A 16,025-nucleotide genomic window follows, 5' to 3' on the forward strand; every position below is an offset into this window, starting at 1 on the left:
CATGTCGCTGTCTGCCGTCACACCGGTTTCCCCTGCGGAACTGGAAGCTCGTTTACGCCTGCACCGCTTGCCGGAAATCGGCCCTGCACGTTTTCGCAAACTGCTTGAAGCGTTTGGATCGGCCTCCAAAGCCATCAGCGCACCGGCCAGCGCCTGGCGCTCGTTGGGCTTGCCGCTGGCCTGCGCCGAAGCGCGACGGGCCCAGGAAGTGCGCGATGGCGCGAGCCACGCATTGGCCTGGATAGAGCGTCCGGGCCAGCATTTATTAATGTGGGACCAGCCTGACTACCCGGCGTTGCTGGCGCAGATCAGCGATGCGCCGCCGCTGTTATTTGTGGCGGGTGATCCGGGGATCCTGGAGATTCCGCAGCTGGCGATGGTCGGCAGTCGTCGCGCCTCGCGACCGGGCATGGACACCGCCACGGCGTTTTCGCGCAGTCTGGCCGGTGCCGGTTTCGTCATTACCAGCGGTCTGGCGCTGGGCATCGATGCTGCCGCGCATCAGGCCGCTTTGGACGTGGGCGGTCGAACGGTCGGTGTACTTGGCACGGGACTTGAAAAGTTTTATCCACAGCGCAATAGACGGCTGGCGGACGCCATGATTGCATCGGGTAGCGCGGTGCTTTCCGAGTTCCCGCTGGACGCCGGTCCTAGCGCTGGCAACTTCCCTCGACGCAACCGGATCATCAGCGGTTTATCCCTGGGTGTGCTGGTGGTCGAGGCCAGTATTGCGAGCGGTTCGTTGATCACCGCGAGGCTGGCGGCGGAACAGGGGCGCGAGGTCTACGCGATTCCGGGATCGATCCATCATCCCGGCGCCAAGGGCTGTCATCAATTGATCCGCGACGGCGCAGTGTTGGTGGAAACCATTGAACATATCCTTGAAGCGCTACGCGGCTGGCAACGGTTGCCGTTATCCACAGAGACTCCAGCGGTGACGCATCCGTTGCTCAAACTACTGCACGCCGCGCCCCACACCAGTGAAGCGTTGTCCGTGAGCAGCGGCTGGGCCTTGTCCAAAGTGCTGGCGGCGTTGACGGAGCTGGAAATGGACGGCCGGGCAGTCTGCGAAAGCGGGCGTTGGTTTGCACGGGTGAGCTAGGTTTTATAAGGAAGATCGGTAAACTGCGCAGAGCCTTATTCCGGAGAGTTTTTCATGGTCAACAGTTGGCGTGTGCAACAAGCCGCACAAGCCGTTCGCGCAGGGGCGGTGATCGCCTATCCAACCGAAGCCGTGTGGGGCCTGGGTTGCGACCCGTGGGACGAAGAGGCGGTCTATCGTCTGCTGGCGATCAAGGGACGGTCAGTGGAAAAAGGGTTGATTCTGGTGGCTGACAACATCCGCCAGTTCGACTTCCTCTTTGAAGACTTTCCTGAATTGTGGATGGATCGCATGGCCAGCACCTGGCCGGGGCCGAACACCTGGCTGGTGCCGCATCAGAATATGTTGCCGCAGTGGATTACCGGCGTGCATGAAACGGTGGCGCTGCGTGTCAGCGATCACCCGCTGGTGAGGGATTTGTGCGCGGTGGTCGGGCCGTTGGTTTCGACGTCGGCCAACCCGCAGGGCCGGCCGGCGGCGCGTACGCGAATTCGCGTCGAGCAGTATTTCCGTGGGCAGGTGGATTACGTGTTGGGCGGGAATCTGGGCGGGCGCAAGAATCCGAGCGTGATTCGAGATCTGGCGACGGGCGACGTGATTCGCCCGGATTAAGATCGCGGCGCTGCCAATCGCGAGCAAGCCCGCTCCCACATTTAACCGCATTCCTCTGAGGAAACCCGGTCAACTGTGGGAGCGAGCCTGCTCGCGATGGCGTCCTTCAGGGCAACAAAACTGTCGAGCCTGTGGTCCGCCGCGCCGACAACTCAGCCTGCGCCTTAGCGGCTTCAGCCAGCGGATACTTCTGGCTGATGTCGACTTTCAACTTTCCGCTGATGATCATCTCGAACAGCTCATCCGCCATGCGCTGCAGGTTTTCGGCGTTGTTGGCGTAAGTCGCCAGCGTCGGCCGGGTGACGTACAACGATCCCTTCGCCGCCAAAATCCCCAGGTTCACCCCATCGACCGCTCCGGACGCATTGCCGAAGCTCACCACCAGACCGCGCGGAGAAACGCTGTCGAGCGACGTCAGCCACGTGTCCTTGCCGACGCCGTCGTACACCACCGGGACTTTCTTCCCGTCCGTCAATTCCAGCACGCGTTGTGCCACGTTTTCGTGGCTGTAATCGATGGTTGCCCAGGCACCGTTGGCTTTTGCCAGCGCCGCCTTTTGCGGCGAACTGACCGTTCCGATCAGCTTCACGCCAAGAGCCTTGGCCCATTGGCAAGCCAGCGAACCGACACCGCCGGCCGCGGCGTGGAACAGAATGGTTTCACCGCCCTTGAGTTCATAGGTCTGACGCAACAGGTACTGCACGGTCAGGCCTTTGAGCATCACCCCGGCAGCCTGTTCGAAACTGATGGCATCCGGTAGGTGCACCAGATTGGCCTCCGGCAACACATGAACGTCGCTATAAGCGCCCAATGGGCCGCTGCCGTACGCCACACGATCACCGATCTTGAAGCGGGTGACTTCGCTGCCGACAGCCTCGACCACGCCCGCGCCTTCCGCACCCAGGCCCGATGGCAGGGCGGGTAGTGGATAGAGACCACTGCGGTAGTAGGTATCGATGAAGTTCAGGCCGATGGCCTTGTTGGTGACGCGAACCTGCTGCGGGCCGGGCTCGGCGGGTTGATAGTCGACATACTCGAGGACTTCGGGGCCGCCATGGGTGCGAAACTGAATACGCTTTGCCATCAGAACTCTCCTTAGGTCATGTGCGAAGCTCCCTATCGGACTCCTAAGCTTGACCTTCGTCAACTGCGGCAGGCCCATCTGCGATGTTATGCTACGCGCCCGTTTGCGCCGCCCCCTGCTCCGATGGAGCGCCGCGTAGCTTTGCCCGATTCAAGGTGATGACATGACGACCCGCACCGAGGCCGTAAAAGCCTACCTGCTCGACCTGCAAGACCGTATTTGCGCTGCCCTGGAAGCCGAAGACGGCGGCACGCACTTCGTCGAAGACGCCTGGACCCGGCCCGCCGGTGGCGGAGGTCGCACGCGAGTGATCGAAAACGGCGCGGTGATTGAAAAGGGCGGCGTCAACTTCTCTCACGTCTTTGGCAGCGGTCTTCCACCGTCCGCCAGCGCTCATCGGCCAGAACTGGCCGGACGTGGCTTCGAAGCCCTGGGCGTGTCGCTGGTGATTCACCCGCACAACCCACACGTGCCGACTTCCCACGCCAACGTGCGCTTTTTCATCGCGGAAAAAGAAGGTGAAGAACCGGTCTGGTGGTTCGGCGGTGGCTTCGACCTGACCCCTTACTACGGCAACATCGAAGACTGCGTGCACTGGCACCGTGTCGCCGAGCAGGCATGTGCGCCGTTCGGTCCGGACGTCTACGCGCGCTACAAAGCCTGGTGTGACAGCTACTTCCACATCAAGCACCGTCACGAGCCGCGTGGCATCGGCGGTCTGTTCTTCGATGATTTGAACGAGTGGGACTTCGACACCAGTTTCGCCTTCATGCGCGCCATCGGTGACGCCTACATCGACGCCTACCTGCCGATCATGCAACGCCGCAAACAGGATCCGTTCACTGCCCAGCAGCGTGAATTCCAGGAATTCCGTCGCGGGCGCTACGTCGAGTTCAACCTGGTCTACGACCGTGGCACGCTGTTCGGCCTGCAATCGGGCGGGCGTACCGAGTCGATCCTCATGTCGCTGCCGCCGCAAGTGCGCTGGAGCTACGACTGGAAAGCCGAGCCCGGTAGCGAAGAAGCACGCCTGACCGAATACTTCCTGCAAGATCGCGATTGGTTGGCCGAAGCCTGAACGAGGAGTTCTGATGGACCGTTACGTCGTATTCGGTAACCCGATTGGCCACAGCAAGTCGCCGCTGATTCACCGTTTGTTTGCCGAGCAAACCGCTCAGGAACTGGATTACAGCACTTCGCTGGCGCCACTCGACGATTTTTCCGGTTTCGCCCGGGAATTTTTCCTCGAAGGCCGTGGGGCGAATGTCACGGTGCCGTTCAAGGAAGATGCCTTTCGCCTGGCCGACAGCCTGACGCAACGGGCCCAACGGGCTGGCGCGGTAAACACCTTGAGCAAACTCGACGATGGCACGCTGCTCGGTGACAACACCGACGGTGCCGGGCTGGTGCGCGACTTGACCGTCAACGCCGGTTTCAGCCTCAAGGGCAAACGCATCCTGCTGCTCGGCGCTGGCGGCGCGGTGCGTGGCGCGCTGGAACCGTTGCTGGCCGAGCAGCCGGCGTCGGTAATCATCGCCAACCGTACAGTGGAAAAAGCCGAGCTACTGGCGGAGCTGTTCTGCGACTTGGGGCCGGTATCAGCCAGCGGTTTCGACTGGTTGCGCGAGCCGGTGGACCTGATCATCAATGCGACGTCGGCGAGTCTGTCGGGCGATGTGCCGCCGATTGCCAGCAGCCTGATCGAACCGGGCAAAACAGTGTGCTACGACATGATGTACGGCAAAGAGCCGACTTCGTTCTGTCGTTGGGCCAGTGAACACGGCGCGGCAGTGTCGATGGACGGCTTGGGCATGCTGGCCGAACAAGCGGCTGAAGCCTTCTTCCTGTGGCGCGGCGTGCGTCCGGACACGGCGCCAGTGCTGGCCGAACTGCGCCGGCAACTCGCCCTGTAACTACTGTAGGAGCGAGCTTGCTCGCGATGACGACGGTACATCCAACATTGATGTATCAGAACGACCGCCATCGCGAGCAAGCTCGCTTCCACAGGGGATTTGCGCCATGACGGATCAATCCTCAAACCGGATCGGGCATTTCTCCGCGCCTTCGAGCTTTCTCAATTCTTCTATCACTGGCGGGCGCGCACCGCGCAGGGTCAGGCTGCGATCCTGGCGCAGAAGCCGTCGTGCTTCCTGATGCAGCATTTCCACCCCCGAATAGTCGATAAAGTTGATCTGCTGCGCCTCGATCACGACCCGCGCGCCGTGCATGCGTTGCAGACGTACTTGCAGGTAATGGCTGGCGCCGAAAAAGATCGACCCGCCGACCCGCAGAATATCTTCATCGCCTTCGCGCCAATGCTGCACGCGCGGCTGCGAAGTGCGTTTGAGATAGAAGAACAAGGACGCCAGCACCCCGGCGTAAATCGCCGTCTGCAACTCCAGCAGCAGCGTGGCGACACAGGTCAGCGCCATCACCAGGAACTCGGCGCGACTGACCCGCAACAACGCGCGAATGCCGCGATGATCCACCAGGCCCCAGGCGATCAGCAAAATACTGCCCGCCATCGCCGGGATCGGAATGTGCGCGATCAGCACCGCGCCAAAGATCGCGAACAGTGCCACCCACATGGCCGAGAAGACACCAGCCAACGGTGAGCAGGCACCCGCCTCGTAGCTAAGGCCCGAACGGGTGAAGGAGCCGGCCGACAGCGATCCGGAAAAGAACGCACCGACAATGTTCGATAACCCCTGGGCGCGGACTTCCTGGTTTGCATCGAGCAATTGCTGTGAGCGCGCCGACAAGGAACGGGCAATCGACAGGCTCGTCACCAACCCGAGCATTCCGACGGCCACGGCGCTGGGCAGCAGGCGCAGGACCAGATCCAGGTCCAGCGGCAGCGGGCTGAACGGCGGCAGCCGCCCGACAAACGCGCTAACCAACTTCACATGGCCGAACATCGATGGCCAAACCCACACCAGCAATCCGCTCAACACCAAGGTGATCAGCAGCGTCGGCCAGCGTGGCAGCAGCATTTTCAGGATCACGCCCACCACGACCGTTGCCACGCCCAGTACCAGTGAAGGCTTGTCCATCTCACCGAGATGACTCAACAGCATCATCAGGCTGTTCAACGCCGTGGCTTGATTGGGCAGGTCCAGCCCCAGCAGGTTCGGCAGTTGGCCGATGGCAATCACCACCGCCGCGCCGAGGGTGAAACCCAGTACCACCGAGTGCGAGACGAAATTCACCAGCGCGCCAAACCGCAGCAAACCCAGGAGCCATTGGAAAATGCCGGCCAGAAAGGTCAGCAACAGGATCAACGTCACGTAGTCCTGGGTCGCAGGAACCGCCAGTGGGCTGACGCTCGCGTACAGGACAATGGAAATGGCCGCCGTCGGACCGCAGATCAAATGCCACGACGAACCCCACAGGCAGGCAATCAACACCGGGATGATCGCAGCGTAGAGGCCGTATTCGGGCGGGAGACCGGCGATCAGTGCGTAGGCAATGGATTGCGGCAACGCGAGAATGGCGCCACTGAGTCCGACAATCAGGTCACGGCCGACGCTGGCGCGGGTTTGCCGGGGCAACCAGGAAAGGAAGGGGAAGAGTGAATGGCGGCTGGGGAAGGCCATGGATCCTCTCGGTGAGTGACTGTAAGGCGTCAGGGTGGTGTGTCAGTTGCGTAGGCGCAAGGGCATAAATCGATTCGCGAGCAGGCTCGCTCCCACATATTCACGGTGATCCTGTGGGAGCGAGCCTGCTCGCGATAGCGTCTGCAAACCTTAAAGTTTGGCTTTCACTGCCGTCAACGCATCCTTCCCGTCCACGGTCTTCACACCGTCAAGCCACTTGTCCAGCACCGCCGGGTTTGCCTTGATCCACGCTTTGGCCGCATCGGCATTGCTGACCTTCTTGTTTACCACCTCGGCCATGATGCTGTTTTCCATCTCCTGGGTGAAACTCAGGTTGGTCAGCAACTTGCCAACGTTCGGACAGGCCTGTGCATAACCTTTGCGCGTCAGCGTGTGGACGCTGCCAGTGTCGCCGAAATACTTCTCGCCGCCCTTCAGGTAATGCATTTTCAGCTGCACGTTCATCGGGTGCGGGGTCCAGCCGAGGAAGGTCACGAATTTCTGTTTCTTCACCGCGCGAGACACTTCGGCCAGCATCGCTTGCTCGCTGGACTCGACCAGTTTCCACTGGCCCATGTCGAAGTCATTCTTCTTGATGATCTCTTGCAGCGAAATGTTCGCCGGAGCGCCCGAACCGATGCCGTAGATCTTCTTGTCGAACTTGTCGGCGAATTTATTCAGGTCGGCAAAGTTATGCACACCCGCGTCCCACACGTAATCCGGGACTGCCAGTGTGAACTCGGTACCGTCGAGGTTCTTCGCCAGTTGGGTGACATCGCCGGTGGCCACGAACTTGTCGTAGAAGCCCTGCTGCGCTGGCATCCAGTTACCCAGGAATACATCCACCTGGCCATCCTTCAACCCGCCAAAGGTGATCGGCACCGCGAGGGTGTCGACCTTGGCCTTGTAGCCCATGCCATCCAGCAGAAACCCGGTGATGGCGTTGGTCGCGGCGATGTCGCTCCAGCCAGGGTCGGCCATTTTCACCGTGTCGCAGCTTTGGTCGGCGTAAACCGATGCGCTGCCCAGAGCCAAAAGCCCGACCGTCAGTACTGTGGATAACTTTTGCATGGACTTCCCCTTAACATTATTGGTTTTGGCAGGGTTGTGGATAACGTGCTTTGCGCTCCAGATCGTCGAGATCGATGTGGTTGCGCATGTACTGCTGACTGGCGTCCACCAGCGGCTGGTGATCCCAGCTCTTCAGCTTGCCGATGGTCAGCGCATCGGCGACGAAACGCCGGCGTCGCTGGCTGGCGAGCACCTGTTGGTGAATGGCCGGAATGTCCCATTTGGCCCGCGCCTCGGCGAGAAAATCCTCGAACAGCTGCCGATGCTGCGGCGATTGGCTGAGTTCTTCTTGCTCACGCGGGTCATTGTGTACATCGAAGAGTAGGCAAGGGTCGTCTTCGCTGTAGATGAATTTGTAGGCGCCGCGACGGATCATCATCAAAGGACTGATGGTGCCCTCGGCCATGTATTCGCCGAACACTTCGTCGTGACCGCCCTGCCCTTGCAGATGCGGCACCAGCGAGCGGCCGTCCAGCGGCAGGCCTGGCTCCAGCGAACCTCCGGCCAGTTCCACGAAGGTGGGCAGCAGGTCGGCGGTGGAAACAGACGCACTGACCCGGCCAGCCCCGAATTGCCCCGGTGCACTGATCAGCAAAGGCACTCGCGCGGCCATTTCGAACCAATGCATTTTGTACCAGAGGCCGCGCTCGCCGAGCATGTCGCCGTGATCGCCAGAGAAGACAATGATGGTGTCATCGATCAACCCGGTTTCTTCGAGGGTTTGCAGGAGTTTGCCGACGTTGCTGTCGATATAGCTGCAAGCGCCAAAGTAAGCGCGGCGCGCGTCGCGAATCTTATCCACAGGCAGCGGTTTGTCCCACAGGTCGTAGACCTTGAGCAAACGCTGGGAGTGCGGGTCGAGCGAGGTCTGCACGGGAGTTTCAGGCAATGGGATGTCGGCATCGTCGTACAGGTCCCAGAAAGCTTTGGGAATGGTGTACGGGTCGTGTGGATGGGTCATCGACACGGTCAGGCAAAACGGCTGATCGCCATCCTCACGGATGTGATCGAACAGGTATTGCTGGGCCTTGAACACCACCTCTTCATCGAAATCCAGCTGATTGGTGCGCACGCACGGCCCGGCTTGCAGCACCGACGACATGTTGTGATACCAGGTCGGACGGACGTCCGGTTCATCCCAATTCACGGCCCAACCGTAGTCGGCCGGGTAAATATCGCTGGTCAGGCGTTCTTCGTAGCCATGGAGTTGGTCCGGGCCGCAAAAGTGCATCTTGCCCGAGAGCGCGGTGCGGTAGCCGAGTCGACGCAGGTAGTGAGCGTATGTCGGTACGTCGGCAGGGAAATCGGCCGCGTTGTCGTAAGCGCCGATCTTGCTCGGCAATTGACCGCTGACCAGGGTGAAACGCGACGGCGCGCAGAGTGGACTGTTGCAATAGGCGGCGTCGAACACCACGCCTTCGGCGGCGAGGCGACTCAAATTAGGCAGTTTGATGGGCGAAGGGCCGTAGAACGGCAACATTGGCGCGGCCATCTGATCGGCCATGATGAAAAGAATATTCTTGCGCTTCATGTGATCGCGGCATTCCATAGTGAATATTTATGCGAGAGTGCTGCAATCGAGCATGGAGTCCATGCTTGTTGTGGTAAAGCCCATGCACGGCAATGACTAGGATAAGCACAGCTTATGTATGAATCCCTCGGTGATTTGTCGCTGGATTTGCTCCGCGCTTTTGAATCGGCTGCCCGTCAACGCAGTTTCACCGCCGCCGCAGTGGAGCTTGGAACAACGCAACCGGCCATCAGCCAGCAGATCAAGCGGTTGGAAGAACAACTCGGCACACGGCTGTTCGACCGTATCTATCGCGGCATTGAACTGACGGAAGCCGGGATCATTCTTTTCGAGCAGGTTCAGCTCGGTTTGCAGAATATCGACGCAGGATTGAGCGCGATAACCGCACAACAGCAACACGAGGTCTTGCAGGTCGCCACCGACTTCGCGTTTGCCGCGTATTGGTTGATGCCGCGATTACACCGTTTTCATGCCGCCAATCCGCAAGTGGATGTGAGCCTGGTTACCAGCGAGCGCAACCACAACATGCTGCGCACCGATATCGACGTGGCGGTGCTGTTCGGCGACGGGCGCTTCAAACAGGGCGAAAGCCATTGGCTGTTCAGCGAAGAAGTGTTTCCGGTGTGCAGCCCGCTGTTGTTGAAGGACCGTCCCCTGCCCTTGCCCGCTCAATCATTGCTGGAATTTCCGCTGCTGCATTTACGCGGAGAAAACAGCAGTAACTGGTTCGATTGGAGCGGCGTGTTTCGCGAGCTGGGCATCACTTCAGCGCCTGCGCCGGGGCAATTGCGTTTCGATAATTACACGCTGTTGATTCAAGCCGCGATTGGCGGCCAAGGCGTGGCGATCGGCTGGCGTCACCTTGTGGATAACTTGCTGGCACAAGGTTTGTTGTGCCGGCCGATTGCAGACACGGTGATTTCCAGGCTCGGCTATTACGTGGTGTTGCCTCAACGCAAACGGCGGGGAGCGTTGATCCAGCTATTTGTCGATTGGTTGATGGCAGAACAAGCCAGCAGTGCGCAATCGCTTACCGGCCTTGCGTTGCCGTCTATCGCTGTTTAGCGTCCACCGCTACAAAATTGACGTGCTCGCGAACGTGCAGGTTCAGCTGAAGCTCATCGGCAATGCCGACGGCGACGCGGTTCAACCGCTCAAGCGGTTCTGCCAGCCCCGGTTCCAGGCTGCTGCTGACCTGGCTGAAATGTTCGATGGTCAGCCCGGGCACCCCACGTGGCGCGTTCACCAGCGTCCAGTGCAACGCACTGCTTTGAAGCGCTTCGCGGATTTCCTCGGCGGCATGGCGTTGCAGGCTATCGTCAGTCTCCAGATCGTCCAGTACCTCGAAATCCCCCACCAGAAACAGCCGGGAAATGCCCGCGGCCTGCATACCTTCAACCAACGCATCCACAGCCAGCACTTGCTCGACCGGGCCCGGGACGATGGTCTTTTCCACACTGTCGCTGTTGAAGGGCAGCCCTGGCGCGTCGAGCAAACAGATAACCGCTGAACTGCCTGCAACGCTTTGCTTCACCCGTTCAGCCTCAAACAGGTCACCGGTCTTGGTGCGCAAACCCGGGCGTGGCGCGAGGGCCGTCAGGTCGTCCAGAATCGCGATGACTTCATGCTGGCGCCGCAGCATTTCAGCCATCAGCGCACTGCCCAGGCTACTCATGGCACCATAAAGCACCACTTTCACAACGGGGGTTTCGGCATTTTTCATGGCTGAGTCCTTGTTTTCTACGTATATGACGTGTGACCTGTGGGGAACGGTGAGGGTTCGAACGGGTTTAAGAGGGATTGAGATGCAGCAGATCAAGGGCTATCACGCCCATGTCTATTTTGACGCCGACAGCATCGAGCGGGCGCGGGATATCTGTGAGCGGGCGGCACAGCTATTCCCGCTGAGGATGGGACGCGTGCATGAGCGCCCCGTCGGTCCGCACCCGGACTGGAGCTGCCAACTGGCTTTTGCCCCGGAACTGCTTGGCGAAGTGCTGCCCTGGCTGGCGCTCAATCGCCAGGGGCTGGTGGTGTTCCTGCACCCTGATACGGGGAACGATTTGCTCGACCACACAGAGCACGCGATCTGGATGGGCGCGGTCCGTCCGCTGGACCTGTCTGTTTTTTGATCAGAGGCTTTCTTGCGCTTCGCCGGGCAAGTGTTCGTCCAGGTGCAGCCAGGGCAATTGGTTGTCCGTCCAGATGTGCCGCTCGGCCGGTGCATGCTCCGGGTGGTCAAGGGTGGCGATGGTCACGTCGATAGTCTCCGGGCTGAGGCGTGACACCAACGCCATCTGTGCCCCACACGTCGGGCAGAAATAGCGCAGGCAGGTGGACGAGGACGCGTACTGCGCCGGCGTCCCGTTCATCCATTGGAACGCCGATGCGGGCACTGTGATCCAGGTGGTCACGATCCCGCCGCTGACCCGCCGGCAAATTGAACAATGGCAGTGGGCGATGTCGTGCAACGGCCCGTTGAATTGATAGCGCAGATGTCCGCAGTGACAGCCGCCCGAATGAATGTCATTCATTTTTCTCCTCCTGTCCCGTATTCCGGGACATAAGCCCTGTCCGACGACCGGTTGCACATCCGGTCAATGCTTTCGTCAACGAAAGCTGGCTGAAAGCTTCCCCGATTAGGATCGCCCCCACTGCCGGCAACAGACCGGTTGGCCAAAGCGCGTGTTTGATTGCTCGCACGGTCCATTTAACAACAACAATGGTGATCCTGATGTCCTCTGCTACCCGCCGCTTCGCTGTCACTCCGTTCATACGCCTCGCGCTTCCCGTTCTGCGCTGACCCCAACCGGTTCGCCCATTCCCTAGCCGCGCTATGCCTGGAGTACTCCTATGCTGACTTTCCTTGGCTTTGCCATGGTCATCACGTTCATGTTCCTGATCATGACCAAGCGCCTGTCCGCGCTGATCGCCCTGATCATCATCCCGATCGTTTTCGCCCTGTTCGGCGGTTTTGCGCCGAAGATCGGCCCGATGATGCTCGAAGGCATCACCAAACTCGCGCCGACCGGCGTGATGCTGATGTTCGCCATTCTGTATTTCGCCCTGATGATCGACTCCGGCCTGTTCGACCCGGCCGTGCGCAAGATCCTCAAACTGGTCAAGGGCGACCCGCTGAAAGTTTCGGTCGGCACCGCCGTACTGGCGCTGATCGTGTCCATGGACGGTGACGGCGCGACCACTTACATGATCTGTGTGGCCGCCATGTTGCCGCTCTACAGCCGCATTGGCATGAGCCCGCGAATCATGGCCGGTCTGATCATCCTCGCCGGAGGCGTGATGAACATGACCCCGTGGGGCGGCCCGACCGCCCGTGCGGCCAGTGCGCTGCATGTGGACCCTTCCGCGATCTTCGTACCAATGATTCCGGCAATGGCCGCCGGCGTGGTGGCTATCCTCCTGATCGCCTACTTCTACGGCAAACGTGAGCGTGCGCGTCTGGGTGAATTGCACCTGGTGGGCGAAGAAGTCGACCACAGTGTAATCAGCGTTTCGCAGTTCCCGGATGCCCGTCGTCCGAAGTTGATCTGGTTCAACGGTGCCCTGACGTTCGCATTGATGTGCACCCTGATTGCCGGCCTGTTGCCGCTGCCAGTGCTGTTCATGGTGGCGTTCAGTATCGCGATGATCGTCAACTATCCATGCCTGCAACAGCAGAAGGACCGCGTCGCGGCCCATGCCGGTAGCGTGCTGGCGGTAGTCGGTTTGATCTTCGCGGCCGGTATCTTCACCGGTATCCTGTCGGGCACCGGCATGGTCGACGCCATGTCGAAAAGCCTGCTGGCGGTTATCCCGGATTTCCTCGGCCCGTACCTGGCCGTGATCACCGCGCTGGTGAGCATGCCGTTTACGTTTTTCATGTCGAACGACGCATTTTATTACGGCGTGTTACCAGTACTTGCCGAAGCAGCCAGTCACTACGGTATAACCGCGGTTGAAATGGCACGTGCCTCGATCGTTGGTCAGCCCGTCCACTTGTTGAGCCCGCTGGTACCGTCGACTTACCTGTTGGTGGCCCTGGCCGGTATCGATTTTGGTGACCATCAGCGCTTCACCCTGAAATGGGCAGTGCTGGTCTGCATGTGCATACTGGTTGCAGCATTGCTGATGGGGATCTTTCCTCTGTTCAGCACTCTATAAGCCCAAGACTCACCGTAAGGGGTCCAGGCTTCGCGGTTTGAAGCCCGGGCCCTTTATGGTTTAACACTCGCTCAAAGGAATACACATGGAATGGCTGACCAACCCTGAAATCTGGGTTGCCTTCTTTACCCTGACCGCCCTGGAAATCGTCCTGGGTATCGATAACATCATCATGATTTCGATCCTGGTCAGCCGCATGCCTAAACACATGCAACAGCGCACGCGGATTTTCGGCCTGGCGCTGGCCATGGTCACGCGGATCCTGTTGCTGCTGTCGATCACCTGGGTCATGCGCCTGACCGCCGACCTGTTCGAAGTGTTCGGCCAAGGCATTTCCGGGCGTGACCTGATTCTGTTCTTCGGTGGCCTGTTCCTGTTGTGGAAGAGCTCGCAAGAGATGTATCACGCGCTCGAAGGCGAAGACGAAAGCAATGAAGAGCCGGGCGGCAAGGGCGGCAACTTCTTCTACACCATCATTCAGATCGCGATCATCGACATCGTGTTCTCGCTGGACTCGGTGATCACTGCGGTCGGCATGGTCTCCTACGTTCCGGTCATGGTCGCGGCGATCATTGTTGCCGTGCTGGTGATGATGTGGGCGTCGGGCACCATCAGCGCATTCATCGACAAGCACCCGTCGCTGAAGATGCTGGCGCTGTCGTTCCTGTTGATCGTCGGTACGGTGCTGATTGCCGAGTCGTTCGACGTGCACGTTCCAAAAGGCTACGTCTACTTCGCCATGGCGTTCTCGCTGGCGGTTGAAGCGATCAACATCAAGATGCGCACCGCGATGGCGAAGAAAAAGCAGCAGGAACCGGTGAAACTGCGCAAGGACATTCCGGGGCAATAACCCGAACCTGTGCACTGGCTGGTGTCAGTCAGTGCACAAAACCTGTGGGAGCGAGCTTGCTCTCACATGAATTGCAGGGGCCTTCGGCCCCTTTTTCACATCCGCATCAACCTGTTTTCATGACAGTTTTGTTTCAATCGCTTCTTTAGCTGTGCGATGCTGGCGCGCAGGCCGTTAGCCAACTACAGCTTAAGTACAAAACGTAGAACGTCGCGCGGCACCGTCAACTTGCCCCTCTGGGGCGCTAACACCACAGGGGGCCCTTATGCTCACCCTGCTCAATTTGTTATCCGCCGTGGCCTTGCTGATCTGGGGCACGCACATCGTCCGAACCGGCATCTTGCGGGTCTTCGGTTCCAATCTGCGCCATGTCATCGGCCAGAACATGTCCAAACGCTGGTTGGCTTTCATCTCCGGAATCGTCGTGACCGCGATGGTCCAGAGCAGTAACGCCACCGCCATGCTCGTCACTTCCTTTGTCGGCCAAGGCCTGATGGCGCTGACGCCGGCCCTGGCGACCATGCTCGGCGCCGACGTCGGCACGGCGCTGATGGCGCGGGTGCTGACGTTCGATTTGTCGTGGCTGTCGCCGCTGCTGATCTTCCTCGGGGTGATTTTCTTTCTGTCTCGCAAACAGACGCGGCTTGGGCAGATGGGCCGCGTCAGTATTGGCCTGGGCCTGATCATTCTGGCGCTGCAATTGATTGTCGAATCTGCCGCGCCCATCACTCATGCGCAGGGCGTGAAGGTGATTTTCGCCTCACTGACCGGTGACATTCTGCTCGATGCCCTGGTCGGCGCGATGTTCGCGATGATTTCCTACTCCAGCCTGGCCGCCGTCCTGCTGACGGCAACCCTGGCCGGAGCTGCGGTGATCAGTCTGCCAGTGGCCATTGGTCTGGTGATTGGCGCCAATATCGGCAGCGGCATCCTGGCGTTCCTCAGCACCAGCATGCAAAACGCCGCCGGTCGTCAGGTGGCGCTGGGCAGCCTGTTGTACAAGCTGATCGGCCTGCTGCTGATCATTCCGGTACTCGATCCGCTGGTGCACTGGATCGACAGCCTGGATTTCAGCCCTCAGGAAATGGTCATTGGCTTCCACCTGCTCTACAACACCGCGCGATGCCTGATCCTGTTACCCAGCGTCGGTCCGATGGCCAGGCTTTGCGCGTGGCTGCTGCCCGAGCGCCCGGAGCTCAATGGCACGGCCAAACCGCGGCACCTTGATCCCACGGCCCTGCTCACGCCAAGCCTGGCGCTGGCCAACGCCGCCCGGGAAACCCTGCGCATTGGCGATCTGATCGACAACATGCTTGAAGCCATGCTCGACGTGCTGCGCGGCAAACAGAGTGCTGTCACCCAGGAAATGCGCCGGCTGACCGATGATGTCGAAGCGCTCTACAGCGCGATCAAGCTCTATCTGGCGCAGATGCCTCGTGAGGACCTCAGCGATCAAGACAGCCGGCGCTGGGCAGAAATCATCGAATTGGCGATCAACCTCAAACTTGCCAGCGATCTGATCGAGCGCATGTTGCGCAAGGTCCAGCAGCAGAAAACCTCGCAGCGCCGGTCTTTTTCCGAGGTCGGCCTGGAAGAGCTTGCAGGATTGCACACTCAGCTAATCTCTAACCTGCGCCTGGGATTGTCGGTGTTCCTCAGTGCCGACAAGGAAAGTGCCCGCCAGTTACTGCGTGAGAAACGTCGCTTTCGCGCACAGGAACGCCGCCTGGCCCATGCGCATGTCAGCCGGTTGCAACGTAAAATCGTACAGAGTATCGAGACCAGTTCGTTGCACCTGGAACTGATCGCCGACATGAAGCGCTTGAATTCGTTGTTTTGCAGCAGCGCTTATGTGGTGCTGGAAACGTCTGACACTGGCGCGCTCGCCGTCGACGATTTGGCTGACATTACGCATTCGCCTTGAACGTCTGGCAGTGTGGTCAGTCAGTTACAGTGGTTCAGCCTCAAGGCCGTCTTCGTGGGCAACCCGCGATAGCGGCCTGAAGGACGACACGGAT

General features: G+C 59.9%; 15 protein-coding genes. 9 read left to right on the plus strand and 6 right to left on the minus strand.

The window, feature by feature from the left end; all coding sequences use genetic code 11:
* The first annotated feature begins 1 nt into the window (after position 1).
* Positions 2–1,102, plus strand: a complete 1,101-nt coding sequence (dprA, locus tag K5K95_RS09040) for a DNA-processing protein DprA (RefSeq protein ID WP_222589160.1) — start codon at positions 2–4, stop codon at positions 1,100–1,102.
* 54 nt (positions 1,103–1,156) lie between these two features.
* Positions 1,157–1,714 (plus strand): L-threonylcarbamoyladenylate synthase, encoded by a 558-nt coding sequence (locus K5K95_RS09045; RefSeq protein WP_222589161.1) that lies wholly within the window; start codon positions 1,157–1,159, stop codon positions 1,712–1,714.
* A gap of 106 nt (positions 1,715–1,820) precedes the next feature.
* On the opposite strand, the gene K5K95_RS09050 is transcribed toward K5K95_RS09045, so the two are convergent.
* Positions 1,821–2,798 (minus strand): NADPH:quinone reductase, encoded by a 978-nt coding sequence (locus K5K95_RS09050; RefSeq protein WP_222589162.1) that lies wholly within the window; start codon positions 2,796–2,798, stop codon positions 1,821–1,823.
* A gap of 163 nt (positions 2,799–2,961) precedes the next feature.
* Between K5K95_RS09050 and hemF the strand changes: the two genes are divergently transcribed.
* Complete coding sequence (hemF, locus tag K5K95_RS09055) at positions 2,962–3,876, plus strand: oxygen-dependent coproporphyrinogen oxidase (RefSeq protein ID WP_222589163.1); 915 nt, start codon at positions 2,962–2,964, stop codon at positions 3,874–3,876.
* A 13-nt stretch (positions 3,877–3,889) separates the two neighbouring features.
* Entirely contained in the window at positions 3,890–4,711 is an 822-nt protein-coding gene (gene aroE, locus K5K95_RS09060) for a shikimate dehydrogenase (protein WP_222589164.1), read from the plus strand.
* A gap of 114 nt (positions 4,712–4,825) precedes the next feature.
* Here aroE and K5K95_RS09065 read toward each other — a convergent pair whose 3' ends face one another.
* From K5K95_RS09065 to betC, 3 genes are all read right to left on the minus strand, one after another.
* On the minus strand, positions 4,826–6,394 hold the full coding sequence (locus K5K95_RS09065; RefSeq protein ID WP_222589165.1) for a SulP family inorganic anion transporter: 1,569 nt from the start codon (positions 6,392–6,394) through the stop codon (positions 4,826–4,828).
* Between the two features lie 150 nt (positions 6,395–6,544).
* On the minus strand, positions 6,545–7,465 hold the full coding sequence (choX, locus tag K5K95_RS09070; RefSeq protein ID WP_222589166.1) for a choline ABC transporter substrate-binding protein: 921 nt from the start codon (positions 7,463–7,465) through the stop codon (positions 6,545–6,547).
* Positions 7,466–7,481: 16 nt separating this feature from the next.
* On the minus strand, positions 7,482–8,996 hold the full coding sequence (betC, locus tag K5K95_RS09075; RefSeq protein WP_222589167.1) for a choline-sulfatase: 1,515 nt from the start codon (positions 8,994–8,996) through the stop codon (positions 7,482–7,484).
* A 114-nt stretch (positions 8,997–9,110) separates the two neighbouring features.
* Between betC and K5K95_RS09080 the strand changes: the two genes are divergently transcribed.
* Positions 9,111–10,061, plus strand: coding sequence for a choline sulfate utilization transcriptional regulator (locus K5K95_RS09080; RefSeq protein ID WP_222589168.1), 951 nt, complete (start codon positions 9,111–9,113; stop codon positions 10,059–10,061).
* Here K5K95_RS09080 and K5K95_RS09085 read toward each other — a convergent pair.
* Positions 10,048–10,719 (minus strand): NAD(P)-dependent oxidoreductase, encoded by a 672-nt coding sequence (locus K5K95_RS09085; RefSeq protein WP_222589169.1) that lies wholly within the window; start codon positions 10,717–10,719, stop codon positions 10,048–10,050. The two genes, K5K95_RS09080 and K5K95_RS09085, sit on opposite strands and share 14 nt — an antisense overlap.
* Positions 10,720–10,801: 82 nt before the next feature.
* Here K5K95_RS09085 and K5K95_RS09090 point away from each other — a divergent pair, with 82 nt between their 5' ends.
* Positions 10,802–11,128 (plus strand): DOPA 4,5-dioxygenase family protein, encoded by a 327-nt coding sequence (locus K5K95_RS09090; protein WP_222589170.1) that lies wholly within the window; start codon positions 10,802–10,804, stop codon positions 11,126–11,128.
* Here the strand turns inward: K5K95_RS09090 and K5K95_RS09095 are convergent, their stop codons facing one another.
* Positions 11,129–11,530: a GFA family protein gene (locus K5K95_RS09095; protein ID WP_222589171.1), complete on the minus strand. Its 402-nt coding sequence runs from the start codon at positions 11,528–11,530 to the stop codon at positions 11,129–11,131.
* Positions 11,531–11,849: 319 nt separating this feature from the next.
* Here K5K95_RS09095 and K5K95_RS09100 point away from each other — a divergent pair, with 319 nt between their 5' ends.
* The 3 genes from K5K95_RS09100 to K5K95_RS09110 all read left to right on the plus strand — a co-directional run bounded on the left by K5K95_RS09100 (position 11,850) and on the right by K5K95_RS09110 (position 15,931).
* Positions 11,850–13,157, plus strand: a complete 1,308-nt coding sequence (locus K5K95_RS09100; RefSeq protein ID WP_222589172.1) for a CitMHS family transporter — start codon at positions 11,850–11,852, stop codon at positions 13,155–13,157.
* An 85-nt stretch (positions 13,158–13,242) separates the two neighbouring features.
* Complete coding sequence (locus K5K95_RS09105) at positions 13,243–14,007, plus strand: TerC family protein (protein WP_222589173.1); 765 nt, start codon at positions 13,243–13,245, stop codon at positions 14,005–14,007.
* A 265-nt stretch (positions 14,008–14,272) separates the two neighbouring features.
* The gene (locus tag K5K95_RS09110; RefSeq protein WP_222589174.1) at positions 14,273–15,931 is read left to right on the plus strand and encodes a Na/Pi cotransporter family protein; all 1,659 of its coding nucleotides are present in this window, start codon (positions 14,273–14,275) and stop codon (positions 15,929–15,931) included.
* The last annotated feature ends 94 nt before the right edge of the window (positions 15,932–16,025 follow it).

The sequence above is a fragment of the Pseudomonas sp. DR48 genome, from assembly GCF_019823085.1.
Classification (GTDB): Bacteria; Pseudomonadota; Gammaproteobacteria; order Pseudomonadales; family Pseudomonadaceae; genus Aquipseudomonas.

What these genes read in the sequence shown, in the direction of transcription:
- aroE (WP_222589164.1), top strand. Translation starts at nt 3,890, where the DNA reads ATGGACCGTTACGTCGTATTCGGTAACCCGATTGGCCACAGCAAGTCG.
- K5K95_RS09050 (WP_222589162.1), bottom strand. Translation starts at nt 2,798, where the DNA reads ATGGCAAAGCGTATTCAGTTTCGCACCCATGGCGGCCCCGAAGTCCTC.
- K5K95_RS09080 (WP_222589168.1), top strand. Translation starts at nt 9,111, where the DNA reads ATGTATGAATCCCTCGGTGATTTGTCGCTGGATTTGCTCCGCGCTTTT.
- K5K95_RS09100 (WP_222589172.1), top strand. Translation starts at nt 11,850, where the DNA reads ATGCTGACTTTCCTTGGCTTTGCCATGGTCATCACGTTCATGTTCCTG.
- K5K95_RS09065 (WP_222589165.1), bottom strand. Translation starts at nt 6,394, where the DNA reads ATGGCCTTCCCCAGCCGCCATTCACTCTTCCCCTTCCTTTCCTGGTTG.
- K5K95_RS09090 (WP_222589170.1), top strand. Translation starts at nt 10,802, where the DNA reads ATGCAGCAGATCAAGGGCTATCACGCCCATGTCTATTTTGACGCCGAC.
- K5K95_RS09110 (WP_222589174.1), top strand. Translation starts at nt 14,273, where the DNA reads ATGCTCACCCTGCTCAATTTGTTATCCGCCGTGGCCTTGCTGATCTGG.
- hemF (WP_222589163.1), top strand. Translation starts at nt 2,962, where the DNA reads ATGACGACCCGCACCGAGGCCGTAAAAGCCTACCTGCTCGACCTGCAA.
- dprA (WP_222589160.1), top strand. Translation starts at nt 2, where the DNA reads ATGTCGCTGTCTGCCGTCACACCGGTTTCCCCTGCGGAACTGGAAGCT.
- K5K95_RS09045 (WP_222589161.1), top strand. Translation starts at nt 1,157, where the DNA reads ATGGTCAACAGTTGGCGTGTGCAACAAGCCGCACAAGCCGTTCGCGCA.
- K5K95_RS09105 (WP_222589173.1), top strand. Translation starts at nt 13,243, where the DNA reads ATGGAATGGCTGACCAACCCTGAAATCTGGGTTGCCTTCTTTACCCTG.
- K5K95_RS09085 (WP_222589169.1), bottom strand. Translation starts at nt 10,719, where the DNA reads ATGAAAAATGCCGAAACCCCCGTTGTGAAAGTGGTGCTTTATGGTGCC.
- betC (WP_222589167.1), bottom strand. Translation starts at nt 8,996, where the DNA reads ATGAAGCGCAAGAATATTCTTTTCATCATGGCCGATCAGATGGCCGCG.
- choX (WP_222589166.1), bottom strand. Translation starts at nt 7,465, where the DNA reads ATGCAAAAGTTATCCACAGTACTGACGGTCGGGCTTTTGGCTCTGGGC.
- K5K95_RS09095 (WP_222589171.1), bottom strand. Translation starts at nt 11,530, where the DNA reads ATGAATGACATTCATTCGGGCGGCTGTCACTGCGGACATCTGCGCTAT.